Origin of the sequence: Collinsella aerofaciens, from assembly GCF_015560135.1 — a bacterium.
Lineage (GTDB): Bacteria > Actinomycetota > Coriobacteriia > Coriobacteriales > Coriobacteriaceae > Collinsella > Collinsella aerofaciens_AN.
Genome location: NZ_JADMRH010000015.1, coordinates 1 through 16912, shown reverse-complemented (window position 1 = coordinate 16912; position 16912 = coordinate 1). Strand labels below are relative to the sequence as shown.

15 protein-coding genes are annotated in these 16912 nt (G+C 60.6%); 10 read left to right on the top strand and 5 right to left on the bottom strand.

From position 1 onward, the window contains the following. Window positions 1-111: 111 nt before the first annotated feature. Complete coding sequence (locus tag I2H19_RS07045; protein WP_195622176.1) at window positions 112-3534, bottom strand: MBG domain-containing protein; 3423 nt, start codon at window positions 3532-3534, stop codon at window positions 112-114. A gap of 241 nt (window positions 3535-3775) precedes the next feature. Here I2H19_RS07045 and I2H19_RS07040 point away from each other — a divergent pair, with 241 nt between their 5' ends. Both I2H19_RS07040 and I2H19_RS07035 read left to right on the top strand, forming a co-directional pair. Further along, window positions 3776-4498, top strand: coding sequence for a LytR/AlgR family response regulator transcription factor (locus tag I2H19_RS07040; RefSeq protein WP_195622175.1), 723 nt, complete (start codon window positions 3776-3778; stop codon window positions 4496-4498). Beyond that, window positions 4498-5775, top strand: coding sequence for an ATP-binding protein (locus I2H19_RS07035; protein WP_195622174.1), 1278 nt, complete (start codon window positions 4498-4500; stop codon window positions 5773-5775). The genes I2H19_RS07040 and I2H19_RS07035 overlap by 1 nt, the downstream gene beginning before the upstream one ends. Before the next feature lie 60 nt (window positions 5776-5835). Here I2H19_RS07035 and I2H19_RS07030 read toward each other — a convergent pair whose 3' ends face one another. From I2H19_RS07030 to tnpA, 3 genes are all read right to left on the bottom strand, one after another. Continuing rightward, window positions 5836-6405, bottom strand: a complete 570-nt coding sequence (locus I2H19_RS07030) for a hypothetical protein (protein WP_229089831.1) — start codon at window positions 6403-6405, stop codon at window positions 5836-5838. 91 nt (window positions 6406-6496) lie between these two features. Beyond that, window positions 6497-7678, bottom strand: a complete 1182-nt coding sequence (locus I2H19_RS07025) for a transposase (RefSeq protein ID WP_229042264.1) — start codon at window positions 7676-7678, stop codon at window positions 6497-6499. A gap of 5 nt (window positions 7679-7683) precedes the next feature. Further along, window positions 7684-8079 carry an IS200/IS605 family transposase gene (gene tnpA, locus I2H19_RS07020; RefSeq protein ID WP_195364121.1) on the bottom strand — a complete coding sequence of 132 codons (396 nt, stop codon included), beginning with the start codon at window positions 8077-8079 and terminating at the stop codon, window positions 7684-7686. Window positions 8080-8280: 201 nt separating this feature from the next. Between tnpA and trxA the strand changes: the two genes are divergently transcribed. From trxA to I2H19_RS06980, 8 genes are all read left to right on the top strand, one after another. Next, window positions 8281-8601, top strand: coding sequence for a thioredoxin (gene trxA, locus I2H19_RS07015; protein WP_117746516.1), 321 nt, complete (start codon window positions 8281-8283; stop codon window positions 8599-8601). Window positions 8602-8822: 221 nt separating this feature from the next. Further along, window positions 8823-9071 carry a hypothetical protein gene (locus I2H19_RS07010; RefSeq protein ID WP_117746515.1) on the top strand — a complete coding sequence of 83 codons (249 nt, stop codon included), beginning with the start codon at window positions 8823-8825 and terminating at the stop codon, window positions 9069-9071. Between the two features lies 1 nt (window position 9072). Next, window positions 9073-9597, top strand: a complete 525-nt coding sequence (gene nikR, locus I2H19_RS07005) for a nickel-responsive transcriptional regulator NikR (RefSeq protein WP_271745756.1) — start codon at window positions 9073-9075, stop codon at window positions 9595-9597. 118 nt (window positions 9598-9715) lie between these two features. Continuing rightward, window positions 9716-12394, top strand: a complete 2679-nt coding sequence (gene hypF, locus I2H19_RS07000) for a carbamoyltransferase HypF (RefSeq protein ID WP_195622172.1) — start codon at window positions 9716-9718, stop codon at window positions 12392-12394. A 131-nt stretch (window positions 12395-12525) separates the two neighbouring features. After that, the gene (locus tag I2H19_RS06995) at window positions 12526-12786 is read left to right on the top strand and encodes a HypC/HybG/HupF family hydrogenase formation chaperone (RefSeq protein ID WP_138113783.1); all 261 of its coding nucleotides are present in this window, start codon (window positions 12526-12528) and stop codon (window positions 12784-12786) included. Further along, on the top strand, window positions 12786-13898 hold the full coding sequence (gene hypD, locus I2H19_RS06990) for a hydrogenase formation protein HypD (protein ID WP_195622171.1): 1113 nt from the start codon (window positions 12786-12788) through the stop codon (window positions 13896-13898). Before I2H19_RS06995 ends, hypD begins: the two co-directional genes overlap by 1 nt. Window positions 13899-13945: 47 nt before the next feature. Further along, window positions 13946-14980, top strand: coding sequence for a hydrogenase expression/formation protein HypE (gene hypE, locus I2H19_RS06985; RefSeq protein WP_195622166.1), 1035 nt, complete (start codon window positions 13946-13948; stop codon window positions 14978-14980). A 125-nt stretch (window positions 14981-15105) separates the two neighbouring features. After that, entirely contained in the window at window positions 15106-15774 is a 669-nt protein-coding gene (locus I2H19_RS06980; RefSeq protein WP_195622165.1) for an HAD family hydrolase, read from the top strand. 325 nt (window positions 15775-16099) lie between these two features. Here the strand turns inward: I2H19_RS06980 and I2H19_RS06975 are convergent, their stop codons facing one another. Next, a complete protein-coding gene (locus I2H19_RS06975; RefSeq protein WP_055310036.1) occupies window positions 16100-16657 on the bottom strand; it encodes a hypothetical protein in 558 nt (185 codons plus the stop codon). Between the last annotated feature and the right edge of the window lie 255 nt (window positions 16658-16912).

Below are 16912 nucleotides of genomic sequence, written 5' to 3'. Positions count from 1 at the left end.
GTCGCCGTAAACCAGATTGGTTATCTCTGCCGTGGGGCCCTGTTCTTGGCCGTTGTAAACGTATTGTCCAACCGTCCACGTCACCTCGATAGTGCGACGTGTGATGGTGAACTAGCCTGCCTCAAACGTAATATCGTAATTAGCGTTGGCGCCCTCTTCCTGAGAAGCCGTCACCTTGTACGTCGCATAGCCGGTCAGGACATTCTCGCCCTCATCACGCTTGTACGTAATACCGGAAAGCGTATCGCCCTCCATAAGGGAACCAGCCGTCACTTTATAGGTAAAGTCGGGATCCGGATCGCCATACGTTTTAGAAGCGGTAGCAGGCGCCACCGTAATCGGGCACGGCGTCACCTCGAGCGTCACCTGTCCCTTGATGTCGGATGCACCAGGAGTTGTCACCTTATAGTCGACCGTGGTCTTGCCGACGTTTTTGATTGAAGGAGCATCCGTTTTCCACGTGGCGCCACCGTCGACGCTGAACTGAGCCGTCGCGCCTTCCTTAAGGTCAACGCTCACGGCATGCTCATTGCCGTCATACACGCCAACATAACCGCCGATGCACGCCGGAGGAATCTCCTTCTCGCACTGGACATAGCCACACGTGGAGCATTGATACCGCTTTAGACCGGGTTCCTCGCTGGTAGGAGCCTTAACTTCCTCCCAGCAGAACTCATGCTTGCCTTCGTTAATTTTCTCTTTGCAACGGCACACCTGCCAGTGGATGCCATTCGAGTCCTCGGTCTTATACCATTTGCCGTCCTCCGACGCACAAGGGCCCTCGGCGATTTCGAAGACGTTAGCCGTCGAAGCATAGTGGTTGTTGTCCGCCTTGAAGCGGACCTCATACTTACCGGCAGCAAGCGACTCGATTGAAGTTTTGCCGGTATCGACGGATTCCCAATAGGTGTCCCCGCATTTTCTCCACTCGTACGTCTCATTCAGATTGGAAAGCGACCCATCCTCAAGCAAGTGCGCACTTTGGTTCTCGACCTTGACACCCGTGCCGTCGCTAGCGATATAACGCCACGGAACAGGCTGGCTGGCCGGCGTAATCTTGATTTCAACCGAATCGCTCTTTGTCACATAGTCTCTCGCGGTGATGCGGTAATCGACCGTTACGGAGCAGACCTCACCCCTGCGAGTACGCTGAACGTCCGTATAGCTCTTCGCCTCCGTTGTCCAGCTTTCGCCCTCATCATAGCTGTACTCAATCTTCATGTCGGCAGGAGCATTATCCACCGAGATCTTGGCGCCATGCGGTTGCCCGTCATAGACGCCCTCGAATCCCTCGGCCGTCACATTTTTGAACTGTGTGCCCGTGATGGTCCAGTATGCATATGCCGAGCCCGTGTAGTTGCCCATGCCCTTAATACCAACTAGGTAGAACGGGGGATAAGAGTTGGGGCTGGGAGGATCGGTTGCGCTTACCGTCGAGTCACTATCAATCTTGTAATCGCCACCCTTGACGAAGGGCAACCAGCTTTGAGTGTCGTAGTTGTAAACCTCAACGGTAAAATTGGGCGTAATCTTCTTTCCCGTCCATGGGTACGCGCGAACTGCATCACCATTAATCGTGATGTCTGTTCCGTTGTCATTAAACTTGAACGTGAGTCCGCTGACCTTATCCAATGCAAGCGGCTTAATCTGGAACTCGCGGGTGAGCGTCAGGGCGTCATCCTGGCCATCGACCTTAACTTTGGACTCGATACGGTAAATACCCGCATCGGTAGGAACTTGTTCCAGTGGCTCGCCCTTGCTGTCGCCCCAGTTCGAGAGCTTGTAATACTGAGACCCGGAGATACGGACGCCTTCCGTCGAGACGATATCGTCTCGGGCATAGCCGTCCTTATTCGACATCGTCAGCGTTGGAACGATCTCACCGCCGCTGTATGTTACGCCCAGCTTTCCTTTATTCGACGTGGCTCCATCGATGCCCAGTTCGACGGCGTAACCATTTTTGTAGTTGCAATCGCTCGGGCGCATCTTCCCGGAGCATGTGACCTTAAGTTGATATGAGCTGTTTGAGGCCTTCTCCACCGACCACACGTGCTCATGCGGCAGGCGAGAGGCGTACACATATCCGTCGTCCGTCTTTCCGATACCGACACTCGGATCATCCGTAGTAATGCAAGCGCGCAGGTCGCTCTCTTCGATACCGCAGGCGCCAAGTTTCCACTGCATGCCCGTATAGGAGCCCAGCTGATCGTCCTTAAGCGACAGCTGGACCTTGCCCGTGAAGGTGTCGGCAATGTTTAATTTGCCATAGTAATAGTACCCCGGCTCGTCGAACGCAAGGCCACGAGCGCCCTCCTCGCCGTTGGTGGCAATGGCCGTGTTGCCGGCAAGCGTCACTGTTCCGTGAGCATATACAGTGTTTCGGCGCGTGTTCGCATCGGCATAGTAGTACGTGCCCTCGGCATAGGTGTCGGATATCTTCGTATTGTTGAGCGTGCATGAAGAGTCCTTAGCAACCGCGATTGCACTCGTCATGACCATGTCCTGCGTATAGTTCGCCGCTTCTTGCGTCGACGTAATGGTGCAACCGTTCAGCGTGACGTCCGCCTTGTTGACAACAATGTTGCCAGCATGGGTATGCTCATTTTTATCCTGCACGTTAAGTTCTTTGCACCAAATCGATTCTTGTTGATTGTTCTTGAAGGTGCAGTTGTTGAGCACAACCCTGGGCCTGCACCCACGACCTACGATACTTAGCGCGCCAGCGCAGTCATTCCTATTATCAGTAAATTCACAGTTGCTGAACGTAACGTCCAAGCTCTTTGCACCGTTCTCCGAGCTGAGGATCGTAACCGGCGCCGGAGAGGCTTCATAATCAGTTTTGTCGTTGCCGTAGTGGCAATCGCCACCATAATTCGAATGGTTCGCCGTGCAACGCCAGTTGCTAACCTTGACATTGTCGAAGGTCGCCGTTTCGCCATCGACCATCGTGCCATACAGCGCAATTGGCCTCTTAGATTCCCCTGAGGTTACCGTCTTAAGCTCGATGCCGGAAACCTTAAGGTTCAGGCTATTGGAGACCCTGTTTTTATCGGCGCCATCGCCCCAACCGTCTCTTCTGCCGGCATTGTCGGACAAAAAGCTCTTGCCGTTGCAATAGACGGGAGTCCTGTCATTCCCGTTGGTTCCAATGAACTCAACATAGCCGCCCTCGAGCACAAAGAGCTCATCGGTGCCGCTAGTTCTTTTGTCTTTAATGGAACCATTCCAGCGTCCTTGACATGCATTCTCGGTGAGATATATGCGCGTCGGATTTTGCTCAGTACCACCCTTTACGATGTAGTGGTTGATCTTGATCTCTCCGCCGACGACGTAATCCTTGCCCGCCTCGAGCGTCACCGTATCGGCAACTAAGAGGTTGTTGCTGGTTGTTGGGGCCGGAATCGCATCGCTCGGAATATCCGCCGTAGTCGCCGCCCCAGCCACCACCGGCGACGCCACGAGCGCACACGCCACGGTGGCGATACCCAGCAGGCGCGTCAGAGCGGCGCGCATCCCCATCTTCTTCTCCCTCATCGTAGCTCCCCTTATCCCTATGCTCTCGCGATGCCCGGCATCGCTTGGCGCTGGCGGCTGGCATAATCCCCGGCCAGCCGCCAGCATCTGTTGACATGTTTATCCACGAATTATTTTGCGGCGGTTCTTTCTAACACCCTTCCGCTCGGCGCGAGTTGCACGCCGTGGGGCGCAAATGGGATGCGCCTCCGCAAGCGGTACGCGCCCGATGTGGCAAAATCGAACTACTAAGGGGGCCCGAATGCTCAAGATTATTGCCTGCGACGACGACGTCGTTTTTCTAGATAGACTGCACCGGATGATCGACCGTTGGTCGAGCGAGACGGGCACGGCGGTCGACGTTGCGCTCGTCACGCGCGGCGAGGACCTGCTGGCCCGCCATGCCGCGTCGCGCGCCGACATCATCCTGCTCGATATGATCATGCCGCTCGTCAACGGCATGGATACCGCGCGCGAGCTGCGTCAGGCCGATACCGCCGTGCGCCTGGTGTTCCTCACCTCGTCGCCCGAGTTTGCGCTGGAGTCCTACGAGGTCCGTGCCTTCGACTACCTGCTCAAGCCCGTGACATACGAGCGCCTGGCGCAGCTGCTCGACGAGCTTTCGAGCATGCGCCCGTCGGCGACCGACGAGCTCGTCATCAAAACGTCCTTTGGCTACCATGCTCTGCGCCTGTCCGACATCGAATATGCCGAGGCGCGCAACAAGCACGTGGTCTTCCACCTGCGCGACGGACGCGATATCGAGGCGCTCGAATCGTTCCGCAGCGTCGAGGACCGCTTGGCGCAAAACGCGGTCTTCTTTAAATGCCATCGCAGCTACCAGGTCAACCTGCGCAACATCGATCATTTCGATCGGACGGAGATCGTCATGCGCTCGGGCGCGAGCATTCCGCTTTCGCGCAGCAGCAAGCAGGGTTTCCAAGATGCCTACTTTGCGGTGCGTTTTGAGGGCGGGAGGCGTTGATGACTTCTTCGGTCGAAATGGTCCTTTGGGCAATCCATCACACCACGACGCTGCTCTTTGGCGTCTTTGCCTCGGCAGCGCTGTGCGGTGTCGAGCTCAATCGACGCCATGCGCTCGAGCTGGTGGTCGCCACCGTTCTGACCGGTACCGCCTTCTCAATCGCCAATACGGTCGGCGGCGAGCTGTTTGCCCGGCAGGCCTACCCGCTCATCGTGCATTTGCCGCTCGCCGTCTACCTGTGTGCGCGCTACCGCCTGAGCCCGCTGCTCGCGACATTGGGCGTCACCAGCGCCTACCTGAGCTGCCAGTTCAGCAATTGGATGGGTATCGCCGCATTTGCCGCGACCGATTCTCAGATCGCGTACTATCTGGCGCACATCGTCACCACGGCCGCCGTCTTTATCGTCCTTTTGCATTGGGCCCGTGACATTGGACCCCGTCTGGCAATTAAAAGCCCCACCGAGCTCGAGATCTTGCTGATCCTGCCGCTCGTCTACTACATCTTTGACTATGCCACCAACGTCTACACCACGCTGTTCCACTCGGGCTCGGTGGTGACCGTTGAGTTTTTGGCCTTTGCCCTTTGCGCTTTCTACCTTATGTTTCTTGCTGTGTATCTGCGCGAATACGAGGCTAAAGAGGCCGCCGAGCGCGAGCGTTGGATGCTCGAGACCCGCGATAGCGCAGCTATCAAAGAGCTCGAAGCCTGGCGTCAATCTGGACGCGAGCTTTCGGTTCTGCGCCATGACATGCGGCACTTCCTGCGCGGCCTTGCGGTTTTAATCGAAGAGGGTCACGTCGACGAGGCGCTCGGGCGCATCAACGAACTCTGTGAGACAAACGACCGCACCGCCGTGCGCCGCTACTGTGCCAACGAAACGGTCAACATCGTGCTTTCGTCATTTAGCTCCGATATCAACCGAAACGGTATCACCGCCGACCTGCGCGCCGCCGTGCCAGAGAACGTCCATGTGGCCGATGTCGACCTGTTTAGCGTGCTCTCGAATGCCCTGGACAACGCCATCGTCGCCGCGAGCGCCGCTCCCCAGGGCAAACGATTCGTCGATCTGGACCTGCGCTACGAAGACGGGCAGCTGCTGCTTTTGGTCTCTAACACGTTTGACCGCCCGCCGCGTATGGTTGACGGCATGCCCGTGGCCCAGCACGCCGGCCACGGCTTTGGCACCAAGAGCATTAAGCTCGCCGTCGAGCGCATGAACGGCAACTGCCAGTTCCGCATTCACGGCGACCGATTTGAGCTGCGTGCCGTGATGTAGGGACGCGACAAGCTGCCGGCATGCTCGGCCCGCCGGGACCACCTTGCCAGCGCCGGTCCGCTACAGCGGCGCGGCGGCCGGAGTCAGCTGTTTAATGTAGGCCCACATGCGCTGCTTGGCGGCCTTGTCGGTGAGCGCCGCCTCAAAGCCGTCGAGCGCGAGCACGCGGCGCCCTTGCACATGGGCGACCAGGCCGGGCTTGAGCATGGCGGTGTCGAAGTCGTCGATCGCCACGAGCATATCGGCATAGGTCTCGCGCATGGTATCGGCCGCACAATCATCCAGCAACAGCACCGCCTCGGGGTCCAGCGCCTCGAGCGCCTCGCGGAACAGCTCGCACGGCAGGGCATGGCCCACCGCCACCGTTCCGTCGCCCGCACCGGCGACGCTTGCCAGCACGCAAAAATCCTCGGGCGCATAACCGATGGCCCCGAGCGCCTTACGCAGCGCCGCGCCATCCGCGCCTGCGGCAAGCTCGCCGCCCGAGCGCTCGGCCTCATCCAAATCGCCTTTTACCAGCACAATCGGCGAGCACGCGTTGCCTGCGATGCGCACGCCACGACCCGCAAGCGATGCGAGCTCCTGCTCGGCCGCCTGGGCGATGGCTTCTTTTTTCTGGCTTTGTGACATAGGTATGCGCTCTCCAATCGTTTGCGTGCCCACCATTATTTGACACTCCCCATGGCTAAAGCCAGGGGATTCTTGCTTCACCGAGAATTGCCTAGACTGCGCATGCAGCCGTAGGTCTTACGCCCTCTCCACAAGCGTTTGCGGCGTCTGCCGCGGTTCCCGCATGCCCTGCGGTACCTTCCAGGATTCTCCTTCCCTCGCGGGCGATGTTGACGGCGGCGTTCAGGTCGCGGTCGTGACGCATGCCGCACGCGGGGCAGTCCCATACCCGTTCGGCCAGCGTCAGTCCCCTGTAGACGTAACCGCATGCGGAACACGTCTTGCTGGACGGATAGAACCTGCCCACCCTTACGAAGCCGCGCCCCGACCATGCGCATTTGTACTCGAGCTGGCGCGCCAGCTCCGACATGGCGGCATCGCCCACGGCCTTGGCGAGGCGGCGGTTCCTCTGCATGCCCCTGACGTTCAGGTCCTCGACCGCGATGTTTTGGCTTTCTCCCACCGCATGCGTCGTGAACTTGTGCAGGGCGTCCTTCCGCCGGTTGGCAACCTTCTCGTGCGCCCGCGCGACCCTGACACGCTGCCTGGCGCGATTTGCGGAGCCCTTCCGCTTGCGCGAGAGCCGCCGCTGCTCCCGCGCCAGCCTCCTCTCGCTCCTTTGCAGGTTTTTGGGGTTGGGCAGGCGCTCCCCCGTGGAGCAGGTGGCTATGTCGTGTATTCCCGCATCGACTCCCAGGAACCCGACGGTCGGGGCCGGCGCGTCCGTGGCGGGGACGTCCGCGCAGCATATCGCCACGTAGTACTTGCCGCTCGGCACCTGCTTGACCGTCGCGGACAGGACGCGCCCCTCCACGGGACGGCTCACCCGCGCCCTGACGGTCCCCAGCTTTGGCAGCCTCACGTGCCTGGCGTCGATTATCCCGACGCCGTTCGTGCGGTAGCTCTTCCTCCCCGCGCGTTTGGACTTGAACTTCGGAAAGCCCACCTTGCCTGGTGCGCGGAAGAAGTTCTTAAATGCCTTGTCCAGGTCGCGCAGGGACTGCTGCAGTGCCATGGAGTCCACCTCGGAGAGCCACGGCGCGTCCGCCCTCTTCCAGGCGGGGATCTGGGTGATGTAGGAGTTGATGTGCCTCGATTTGCCCGTCCACGCGTACTCGTCCCGCCTCATCGCCAGCACCCTGTTGTAGACCCAGCGGCAGCAGCCGAAGGTCTTCTGCAGGAGGGCCTCCTGCTCGGCGCTCGGGTATATGCGGTACTCGAAGGTCTTGTCCATGGCCCTCACGCGTTCCTCTGGTCCTCGATATACTGCCTGACGGCCTCGGGCGTCGCCCCGCCGACGGTCGAGACGAAGTAGCTGTTCGTCCAGAGCGTCGGCAGCTTGCGCTTCAGCTGCGGGAACTCGGCGCGCAGGTCGTGGCTGGTCCTGCCCTTGATGCGCTTCACGGCCCGGTGGATGCCGAACTGGGGGTCGACTGAGACGAGCATGTGCACGCGGTCGGGCATGACCTTGATTTCCCTTATCTCGAAATCGAGTTCCTCCGCGACCTCGTGCGCGATCTCCTCGAAGCGGGAGCCGATGCCGTCCACGAGCACCTTCCTGCGGTATTTCGGGCAGAAGACCACATGGTAGTCGCAGTCCCAGACTATGTTGTCGTTGCTCCTGTATCTATCCATGAAAACAGTATACCACTTGCAGCCGTATATGTATATCGGCTGACGCCGATGCGCCTTATATCCCCATATCTGAAGAAAGGGGTTTTGCGGCGCTTTTGATAAAAGAGCCGCCCGCGAGTGGTTGCTTTGCGGGCCGCTGGGTATAAGCACGGTCGTACTGAGTTTTACGCGGTCGAGCCGCGTCGCATTATGGAGGTCACCATGGCTGACATTAAGCAGATTACCCCCGAGAACTTCGACGCCACCGTCAACGGCAGCCTTCCCGTGCTGGTCGATTTTTGGGCTCCCTGGTGTGGGCCCTGCCGTTCGCTGTCGCCCATCGTTGACGAGGTTGCCGATGAGCTGGCGGGCAAGCTTGCCGTTGCCAAATGCAACGTCGACGACAACCAGGACCTGGCCATGAAGTATGGCGTCATGAGCATCCCCACGCTGATTGTGTTTAAGAACGGCGAGGAGATTGACCGCTCGGTTGGCGCTCTGCCCAAGGCGAGGCTGCAGGCGCTGCTGGAGAAGCATCTGTAATACGCTTGTTACTTACCCGCCGTCCATGAGCGCTTTTGCACCGCTCGCCGGACTGCCGGGCGCGGCGCGGACGACCACGGATAGTATGGTAGTTACAAACAGCCCCCAGTGAACGGGTGCGAGTCACACAGACTCGCACCCGTTTTCTTATGCAGCTGCGCACAGAGCGGGCGTAGTAAAATCTGAACCACTGAACTGCCCCATACAAAAGGAGATTTCCCATGCATGATGTTGGAATGAACATGAGCCAGCTTGCCATGAGCGTCAAGCAGGTCGACGACACCATCGAGCTCGCTCACGAGTGGAGCCATCAGCTGCTGCATGCGACCGAGAACTTTGACATGGAGCGTATTGGCGCCAAGCTCGAGGCCGCCATGGCTGCGCTGCACGAGGCGCATGACGCGCTCGAGGGCTACGAGGACGCCATCGAGGCCGACCATAACTCCGTCGGCTCCGTGAAGCTGGTGTAGCGTGACCGAGCACGAGCACGAGCACGAGCACGGCTGCGACCACAAGCACGAGCATCCGCACGGTCCGGCCGACCAGGCGAGCTGCCGTTGCGCCGGCTCCAGCTCCGAGCTGGTCCGCTTTTCGGTGACCGCGCCCGACGATCTGCTGCGCCGCTTTGACGAGCAGATCGCACGCCGTGGTGACGTGGCCAACCGCTCCGAGGCCGTACGCGACCTGATTCGCGCCTCGATCGCCAAGGAGCAGATGCGCACGCCCGACGAGCAGGTCATCGGTTCACTCACCATGATCTATGACCACCATACCGGCGATCTGACGCGCCGCCTGGACGAGGTGCAGCACGACTACACCGACGAGATTGTCTCGACCATGCACGTGCATCTGGATCACCACAACTGTCTGGAGATTCTGGCGCTCAAGGGTCGCGGCGAGCGCGTCTACGAGCTGGCCGACCGCCTGCTGGGCCTGCGCGGCGTTAAGCACGGCGAGCTCACGTGTGCCGCCACCGGACAAAGCCTAGGACTGTAGCGGGATTTTCTGCAGCGCACCTGCCAAAAAGGGACAGGTTTATTTTGGCAGGTTTAGATGTTTTACCTACCAAAATAAACCTGTCCCTTTTTGGTCGGTTTTGATGAGGGAGAGCCGCATGCGGCATGTGCATATTCATGTGACGGGCATCGTACAGGGCGTTGGCATGCGGCCGTTTGTGTATCGCGAGGCCATGGCGCATGGCATCTGCGGTTGGGTGCTCAACGCGGGCGACGGTGTGCATGTCGAGGCGCATGCCTCGGGCGAAGCGCTCGACGGCTTTGTCGCCGCGCTGTCAGAGCACGCGCCTGCGGCTGCCCGCGTGGAGCGCGTCGACGTTGCGGATTTGGAGCCCGGCACTTGGGATGCTGCCAATGAACAGGGTTTTCGCATTGTGGCATCACAGGACCAGACCGCGCATACGACGCTCGTCTCGCCCGATATCGCCACCTGCGACGACTGCCTGCGCGAACTGTTCGACCCCGCCGACCGACGCTATCACTACCCCTTTATCAACTGCACCAACTGCGGCCCGCGCTTTACCATCATCCGCTCGCTGCCTTATGACCGAGCGGCCACCTCTATGGATCGCTTTCCCATGTGCCCCGCGTGCGCCGCGGAGTATGCCGACCCACTTGACCGGCGCTTTCATGCGCAGCCCGATGCCTGTTTTGACTGCGGGCCGCTTATTACGTGGCGCGAGGCGGCAGGCGGCATGGAGCTCGAGAGCTCAGAGGCGACGCCGGCTGTCGGCGACACGCGCGAGTCTAGCGACGCTATTATCGAGCGCTGTGTCGAGCTGCTCGAGGCCGGCGGCATTGTTGCCATCAAGGGCCTGGGCGGATTCCATCTAGCTTGCGACGCCGCCAACGAGCAAGCAGTAGTCGAGCTGCGCCGTCGCAAGCGCCGCAGCAACAAGCCGCTTGCCGTTATGGTGCGCGACCTTATCGATGCTGAGCGCCTGTGCCATGTCAACGACGCCAAGCGCGACTTGCTGGCCGGCAGCATCCGCCCCATCGTGCTGCTGCGCCGGCGCGCCGTTGGTATGGGAGATTCCTTCGATGCTCTCGCACTCGCACCGTCCGTCGCGTATGATCTGCCTGAGCTCGGCGTTATGCTCCCCTATACCCCACTTCAGCATCTGTTGCTTGCCGCGGCAGAAACCCATGGCATGCACGCGCTGGTCATGACCAGCGGAAACTTGAGCGAAGAGCCCATCGAAACCGATGACGATCTTGCCTGGGAGCATCTCGTTGCCGCCGGCATCGCCGACGCGCTGCTCGGCAATGACCGCGCGATCCTCTCGCGCTACGACGACTCCGTAGCGCGTGTGGTCGACGATGCCGTTATGCCCGTGCGCCGTGCTCGCGGGTACGCCCCGCAGCCGTTGCCGTTGCCGGCACTCGCCAGTGCCGCGCCCTGTGTGCTCGCCTGCGGCCCGCAGCAAAAGGCCACGATCGCACTCACGCGCGAAGACGCGAACGGAACGTCGGTCTGTTTTGTGTCGCAGCATATCGGCGATGTCGAAAACGGTGCGACTTTCGATGCGTGGAATGCAGCACGCACGCGCCTGGAAGACCTTTTTGACCTAGCGCCTGCCGCGCTGTCCTGTGACTTGCACCCCAGCTACTTATCGAGCCAATGGGCGCGCGAGCAGGCGCGGGAACAGGGCCTGCCGCTTATCGAAGTCCAGCACCATCATGCGCACATCGCGAGCGTGATGGCCGAGGCCATCGCCGCAGGCCAGCTTGCGCCCAACGCGCGCGTACTTGGCATCGCCTTTGATGGCACGGGCGCCGGCACCGACGGGACTATTTGGGGCGGCGAATTTCTTGTCGCCGGCCTCGCCGATTTTAAGCGCACCGCGCACCTGCGTACCTGGGCACTTCCCGGTGGCGCCGCATCTGTGCGCGACGCCCGACGCAACGCCTTTGCCCTGCTCGGCGAACTCGGTCTGCTCGAACGTCCGGGTGCCGCGGGGATCCTGGGCAGCCTCGATGAGCAGACGCGCAGTATCACGACCACGATGATCGAGCGGAACATCAACAGCCCACGAACGAGCAGTATGGGCCGTCTATTTGACGCCGCGGCGGCAATCTTGGGCATCTGTGGCACTGCAACCTACGAGGGCGAACCCGCCATCGAGCTCGAGGCCGCCGCTTGGCGCGCTCTTGACGGCGAAAACAGCCATTTCACCGGCAATCAGGCGGGTGTATCCGCATCCGCTTCAACATCGCTGGACAGTTTGTTCAGATACGTATTAACTACTGACCCCCTATCCGGCATTTTTGCCTCAGATTTGGCCAAAAAAGGCTCTCCAGACACCCTATTTGCGGCAAATATGTCTGCCGAACACCCCAAATCAACCCATTTGGGATCATCGCAGACGGCTTTTGCCACCCAGAGCCCATCACAAAAATACGTATCTGAACTAACTGTCCAGGCGGCCTCGGACAACCCCCTCATTTTGGATCCCAAACCGCTTTTTGAGGCGCTTTTGAGTGGAATCGAGGCCGGTGTGCCGGCCGACAAGCTCGCGCTCGACTTCCATATCGCCATTGCACGCGCATCGGCACGTATCGCAAGCGAAATCTGCGCTCGCGAAGGCATCGACATCGTCGCGCTCTCGGGCGGCGTGTTCATGAACCGACTTTTGCTTCGGTTCCTCACGCGCGAGCTCAAAGACGCCGGTCTTGCCGTCTTGGTTCCCCACACCGTGCCCGTCAACGACGGCTGCATCGCCTACGGCCAGGCGGCGGTCGCCCGCGCTCGCCTCACGCAGATCGCATCGCGGTAGGCTGCTTGGCCAGCCCATGCGCCGCCGTCTCACAGGTGTAACGCGTTTGCCCGCAACCCCCGCGAGCGCTACCATCAACTGATGGATTATTAAGCGCCCATCCAGCGCAAAGCGTATAAAAGGGAAACATTATGTGCCTTGCCGTTCCCGGTAAAGTGGTCAAACGCGACGACGACCTAAAGGCGATCGTCGACATGATGGGCATCGAGCGCCCCGTATCGCTGCGACTTGTGCCGACGGCACAGGTGGGCGACTATGTTCTCGTACACGCCGGCTTTGGCATCCAGATTGTCGACGAGCAGGAAGCCCAGGAGACGCTCGAGCTGGTCAACGCCATGACCGAGCTGGTCGAAGAGGACCAGCTCGCCACCAACCCGGCCGAGGCATACTAGTGGCGGCGGCGCAACCGGTTCACTCCGGTATCGACTTTTCGGCATTTCGCGACCCACGGCTCGCTCGCGAGCTCATCGACCGCATTCATGAGCTTGTCGGCGACCGCACCATCAACCTGATGGAGGTCTGCGGTACGCATACCGTGAGCATTGGCCGCTATGGTTTTCGCTCCATTATGCCGGCGGGGCTCAAGCTGTTGAGCGGCCCGGGCTGCCCCGTCTGCGTTACCGCAAACCGCGACATCGACCACGCAATCGCACTCGCCAAGATGGACGGCGCCATCATCACTACCTTTGGTGACATGATGCGCGTGCCCGGATCGTCCACCTCGCTTGCCGCGCAAAAGGCAGCCGGACGCGACATCCGTATCGTCTACTCGCCGCTCGACGCGCTCGATATCGCCAAACACAACCCCGACCGCCCGGTCATCTTTATGGGCGTGGGCTTTGAGACTACGACGCCCACCATCGCCGCCGCCATCCTGGAGGCCGATGCACGCGGACTCCAGAACTTCTCGGTCTATTGCGCCCACAAGACCACGCCACCGGCGCTGCGCGCGATTGCCAACGACCCCGAGACCACTATCGACGGCTTTATCCTGCCGGGCCACGTCGCCACCATCACAGGCCTGGTACCCTTTGGCTTTTTGGTCGATGAGTTTAGGACCCCAGGCGTGGTCACGGGATTTGAGCCGGTCGATATTCTGCAGGGTATCTGCATGCTGGTGCAGATGGTCGTTGAGGGGCGGCCCGCGATCGACAACGCGTACCGTCGCGGCGTCAACGTGGACGGCAACCCCGTGGCGCGCCAACTGGTCGAGCAGGTGTTTGAGCCGTGCGCTACCACATGGCGCGGGCTGGGACCGATTGCCGCCTCGGGCCTTTCCATCCGCCCCGAGTTCTCGCGCTTTGACGCCGGCGCCCGCTATGACGTGCCCGTTGAACCGACGGTCGAGCCGCGCGGATGCCGTTGCGGCGACGTGCTGCGCGGGGCCATCGCACCGAGCGACTGCCCACTTTTCGGCCACGCCTGCACGCCCGGGCATCCTGTTGGCCCGTGCATGGTGAGCTCGGAAGGCAGCTGCGCTGCGTACTTTAGATACCAAATCTAGCCCGAACGCCCCCACGCACCAGACGCACCACGATTGGAGTTTTCGATATGTCCCATAGCGTCACCGATAGCACTGTCCTGCTGGGCCACGGCTCCGGCGGCCAGATGATGAAGCGCATTATCGACGAGGTCTTTCTGGATGCCTTTGGGTCGCCCGAGCTGCTCGAAGGCAACGATGCCGGTGTCGCCGCCCTGCCCGCGAGCGGGCGCATCGCCATGTCGACCGACAGCTTTGTGGTGACGCCGCAGTTCTTCCCCGGCGGAAATATCGGCAGGCTCGCCGTGTGCGGAACCGTCAACGATGTTGCTACCTCGGGTGCCAACGTGCGCTTCCTTTCGTGCGGCTTTATCCTCGAAGAGGGCTATCCTATGGATAAGCTGCGCCAGATTGTGCAGACCATGGCCGAGACGGCGCGCGAGGCGGGCGTCAAAATCATCACCGGCGACACCAAGGTGGTCGAGCGCGGCGGAGCTGACGGCGTCTACATCAACACCGCCGGCGTGGGCGAGGTTCCCGCGGGCGTGACGCTCAGCGGCGCCAGCTGCCAGCCCGGCGACGTCGTCCTGGTCTCGGGCACGCTGGGCGACCACGGCATCGCCATCATGAGCCAGCGCGAGGGCCTGGCGTTCTCGAGCAGCATCGAGAGCGACGCCGCGCCCCTCAACCACCTGATTGCCGACGTGCTGGCCGCCGCCCCCGATACGCGTTGCTTCCGCGACCCCACGCGCGGTGGCCTGGCATCCACGCTCAACGAGTTTGCCCAGGCCAGCGGCGTTGCCATGGAGATTGACGAGGACGCCGTACCCGTGCGCCCCGACGTGCAGGCCGCCTGCGAGATGCTCGGCTACGACGTGTTGCAGGTTGCCAACGAGGGCAAGATGGTCGCCGTGGTGCCAGCCGAGCAGGCCGACGCGGCGCTAGCGGCCATGCGCGCCGCCCGCTACGGCAAGAACGCCGCCATCATCGGTCGCGTGATGCCGCTTGCCGAAGGCGCTCGACCCGCCGTTCGCGTGCGCACCGGCTGGGGATCGACCCGCATCCTCGACATGCTCGTGGGAGAGCAACTGCCCAGGATCTGCTAGCGGCAAAGGCTTGCGCTGGCGCGATGCGCCCCGATGCCGTTAAAGATGTTCAGATTCCAAACGCGCCCGACACGCAAGCCCAGTATCATGGGGTGCGCTTTACAACTCAAACGGCAGGAGCACCCATGGCAGCAGCCTATTCCCATGTGATTTTTGATCTGGACGGCACCATCCTCAATACGCTCGAGGACCTGGCGGCAGCCGGCAACCATACCTGCGAGATGCACGGCTGGCCCACGTTTGCCGTGGACGAGTACCGCTACAAGGTGGGAAACGGCATGCTCAAGCTTGTCGAGCGCTTTATGCCCGCCGAGTACGCGGGCGACGGCCGCATGTTTGAGCAGACGCTCACCGAGTTTAGGGCTTATTACGGCGAGCACAAGGAGGACCACACCGCCCCCTATGCCGGCACGGTCGAGATGCTCGACCGTCTGCGCGCCGCGGGCGTTGAGCTTGCCGTGCTCACCAACAAGGACCATATTTCGGCGGCTCCGCTTATCGAAAAGTACTTTGGCCCCGATCGTTTTGCGCTGGTGCAGGGTCGTGTCGACGCGTTTCCACCCAAGCCCGAGGCGCCTGTTACGCTGCATGTGATGAAAGAGCTAGGCGCCGACCCGGCGACCACGCTCTACGTTGGCGATTCGAATGTCGATGTTCTGACCGGCCACAATGCCGGCCTTAAGAGCGCCGGCGTCACCTGGGGCTTCCGCGGCCGAACAGAGCTCGAAGCCGCCGACGCCGACTACGTGGTGGACAGCCAGGCAGAGCTCGCGGCGCTGATTCTGGGCGAGTAGCGGGGCTGTCGCTCAACACGGCTGCATAGATTCTGTCGCGCGGAAAGTAGTCGTTGGGGACATTCTTAAACGACTAGTCAAACAAGAACGTCCCCAACGACTAGTCATTTAAGAACGTCCCCAATGACTGCCATGGCAACGCCGATGTTTCGGCAATGACAGCGAGCGGGCACCAGAGCGAACAAATTGGCATGAAAAGAGGACGGCATAGACCTTCTGGTCATGCCGTCCTCTTTGAATGACAAGTTGTCGCTCTGGTGCCCGCGCAGCGTCGAGCAGTTACGGCGTTTGGTAAAACGCCGTAACAAACTACCGCGTAACTCCCCTAGCTCAGCATCGCATCCATCATCTCGGAGTTGACGGAGTCGTCAGCAGACCACTCGCCGTCGTCGTTGCAGGTGTACTTGAAGATAACCGTGGTCTTCCTGGGCTCGGTGGCCTTGGTCACATCGACCATCACCTGGCCGGCCATCTTGTACAGCTCGTCATCGGAAGGAACCGTGTCAAGTGCAGCGACCTTCTCCTGATACTGGGTGGAGAAGTCCTCGACGATCTTGTTCATGGACTTGCAGGTGATGGAGACCTCGGCGGTTGCAACGCCCTTGTCCTCGTCGACCGTCACGTCGCCGATCTCGTAATCAAAGCCCTCGAGATAGGTCTTGGCATACTCCTTGGGATCGATGCCCAGCTGCTCGAACTCGTCGCCCGAAGCCTCTTCCAGACCAGAGAGGAAATCGTCGCCACCGTTTTTGACCTCATCGAACTGAGTCGTAAGGTCCTCGGTGATGAGTTCTTCGATCGAAGGGCCTCCGCAGCCAGAAAGCACGACCACGCATGCAACCAAAACGGCCATGAGGGGCGCAAGCAGCAGCTTCTTTTTCATGTTGTTCCTCCCAATGAGCGGCACCGTGCTTCCCAGACACGGCACACGTTGTGATAGTAAGCACATACTATCCACTTATGAACACCCTCGGCAGCACGAAGGCGCGGTCGGTTCGTTTTAACGTCCGAACGGTCTGCGAGTCCGCTCAGCGTGCAATAAAACGCATCCGTACCGTGCAATCAAAACCACCCCTAAAAGGGGTGGTTTGCTCTTAGGGTATAACCCTTGGATTTCCGGCACGCGTCTAAAGGCGCC

Coding starts and splice junctions, on each gene's coding strand:
- hypF (WP_195622172.1), top strand. CDS start 9,716: ATGCGGCATGTGCATATTCATGTGACGGGCATCGTACAGGGCGTTGGC.
- trxA (WP_117746516.1), top strand. CDS start 8,281: ATGGCTGACATTAAGCAGATTACCCCCGAGAACTTCGACGCCACCGTC.
- I2H19_RS06980 (WP_195622165.1), top strand. CDS start 15,106: ATGGCAGCAGCCTATTCCCATGTGATTTTTGATCTGGACGGCACCATC.
- I2H19_RS06975 (WP_055310036.1), bottom strand. CDS start 16,657: ATGAAAAAGAAGCTGCTGCTTGCGCCCCTCATGGCCGTTTTGGTTGCA.
- I2H19_RS06995 (WP_138113783.1), top strand. CDS start 12,526: ATGTGCCTTGCCGTTCCCGGTAAAGTGGTCAAACGCGACGACGACCTA.
- I2H19_RS07025 (WP_229042264.1), bottom strand. CDS start 7,678: ATGGACAAGACCTTCGAGTACCGCATATACCCGAGCGCCGAGCAGGAG.
- I2H19_RS07045 (WP_195622176.1), bottom strand. CDS start 3,534: ATGAGGGAGAAGAAGATGGGGATGCGCGCCGCTCTGACGCGCCTGCTG.
- tnpA (WP_195364121.1), bottom strand. CDS start 8,079: ATGGATAGATACAGGAGCAACGACAACATAGTCTGGGACTGCGACTAC.
- I2H19_RS07010 (WP_117746515.1), top strand. CDS start 8,823: ATGCATGATGTTGGAATGAACATGAGCCAGCTTGCCATGAGCGTCAAG.
- I2H19_RS07040 (WP_195622175.1), top strand. CDS start 3,776: ATGCTCAAGATTATTGCCTGCGACGACGACGTCGTTTTTCTAGATAGA.
- I2H19_RS07035 (WP_195622174.1), top strand. CDS start 4,498: ATGACTTCTTCGGTCGAAATGGTCCTTTGGGCAATCCATCACACCACG.
- hypE (WP_195622166.1), top strand. CDS start 13,946: ATGTCCCATAGCGTCACCGATAGCACTGTCCTGCTGGGCCACGGCTCC.
- I2H19_RS07030 (WP_229089831.1), bottom strand. CDS start 6,405: ATGTCACAAAGCCAGAAAAAAGAAGCCATCGCCCAGGCGGCCGAGCAG.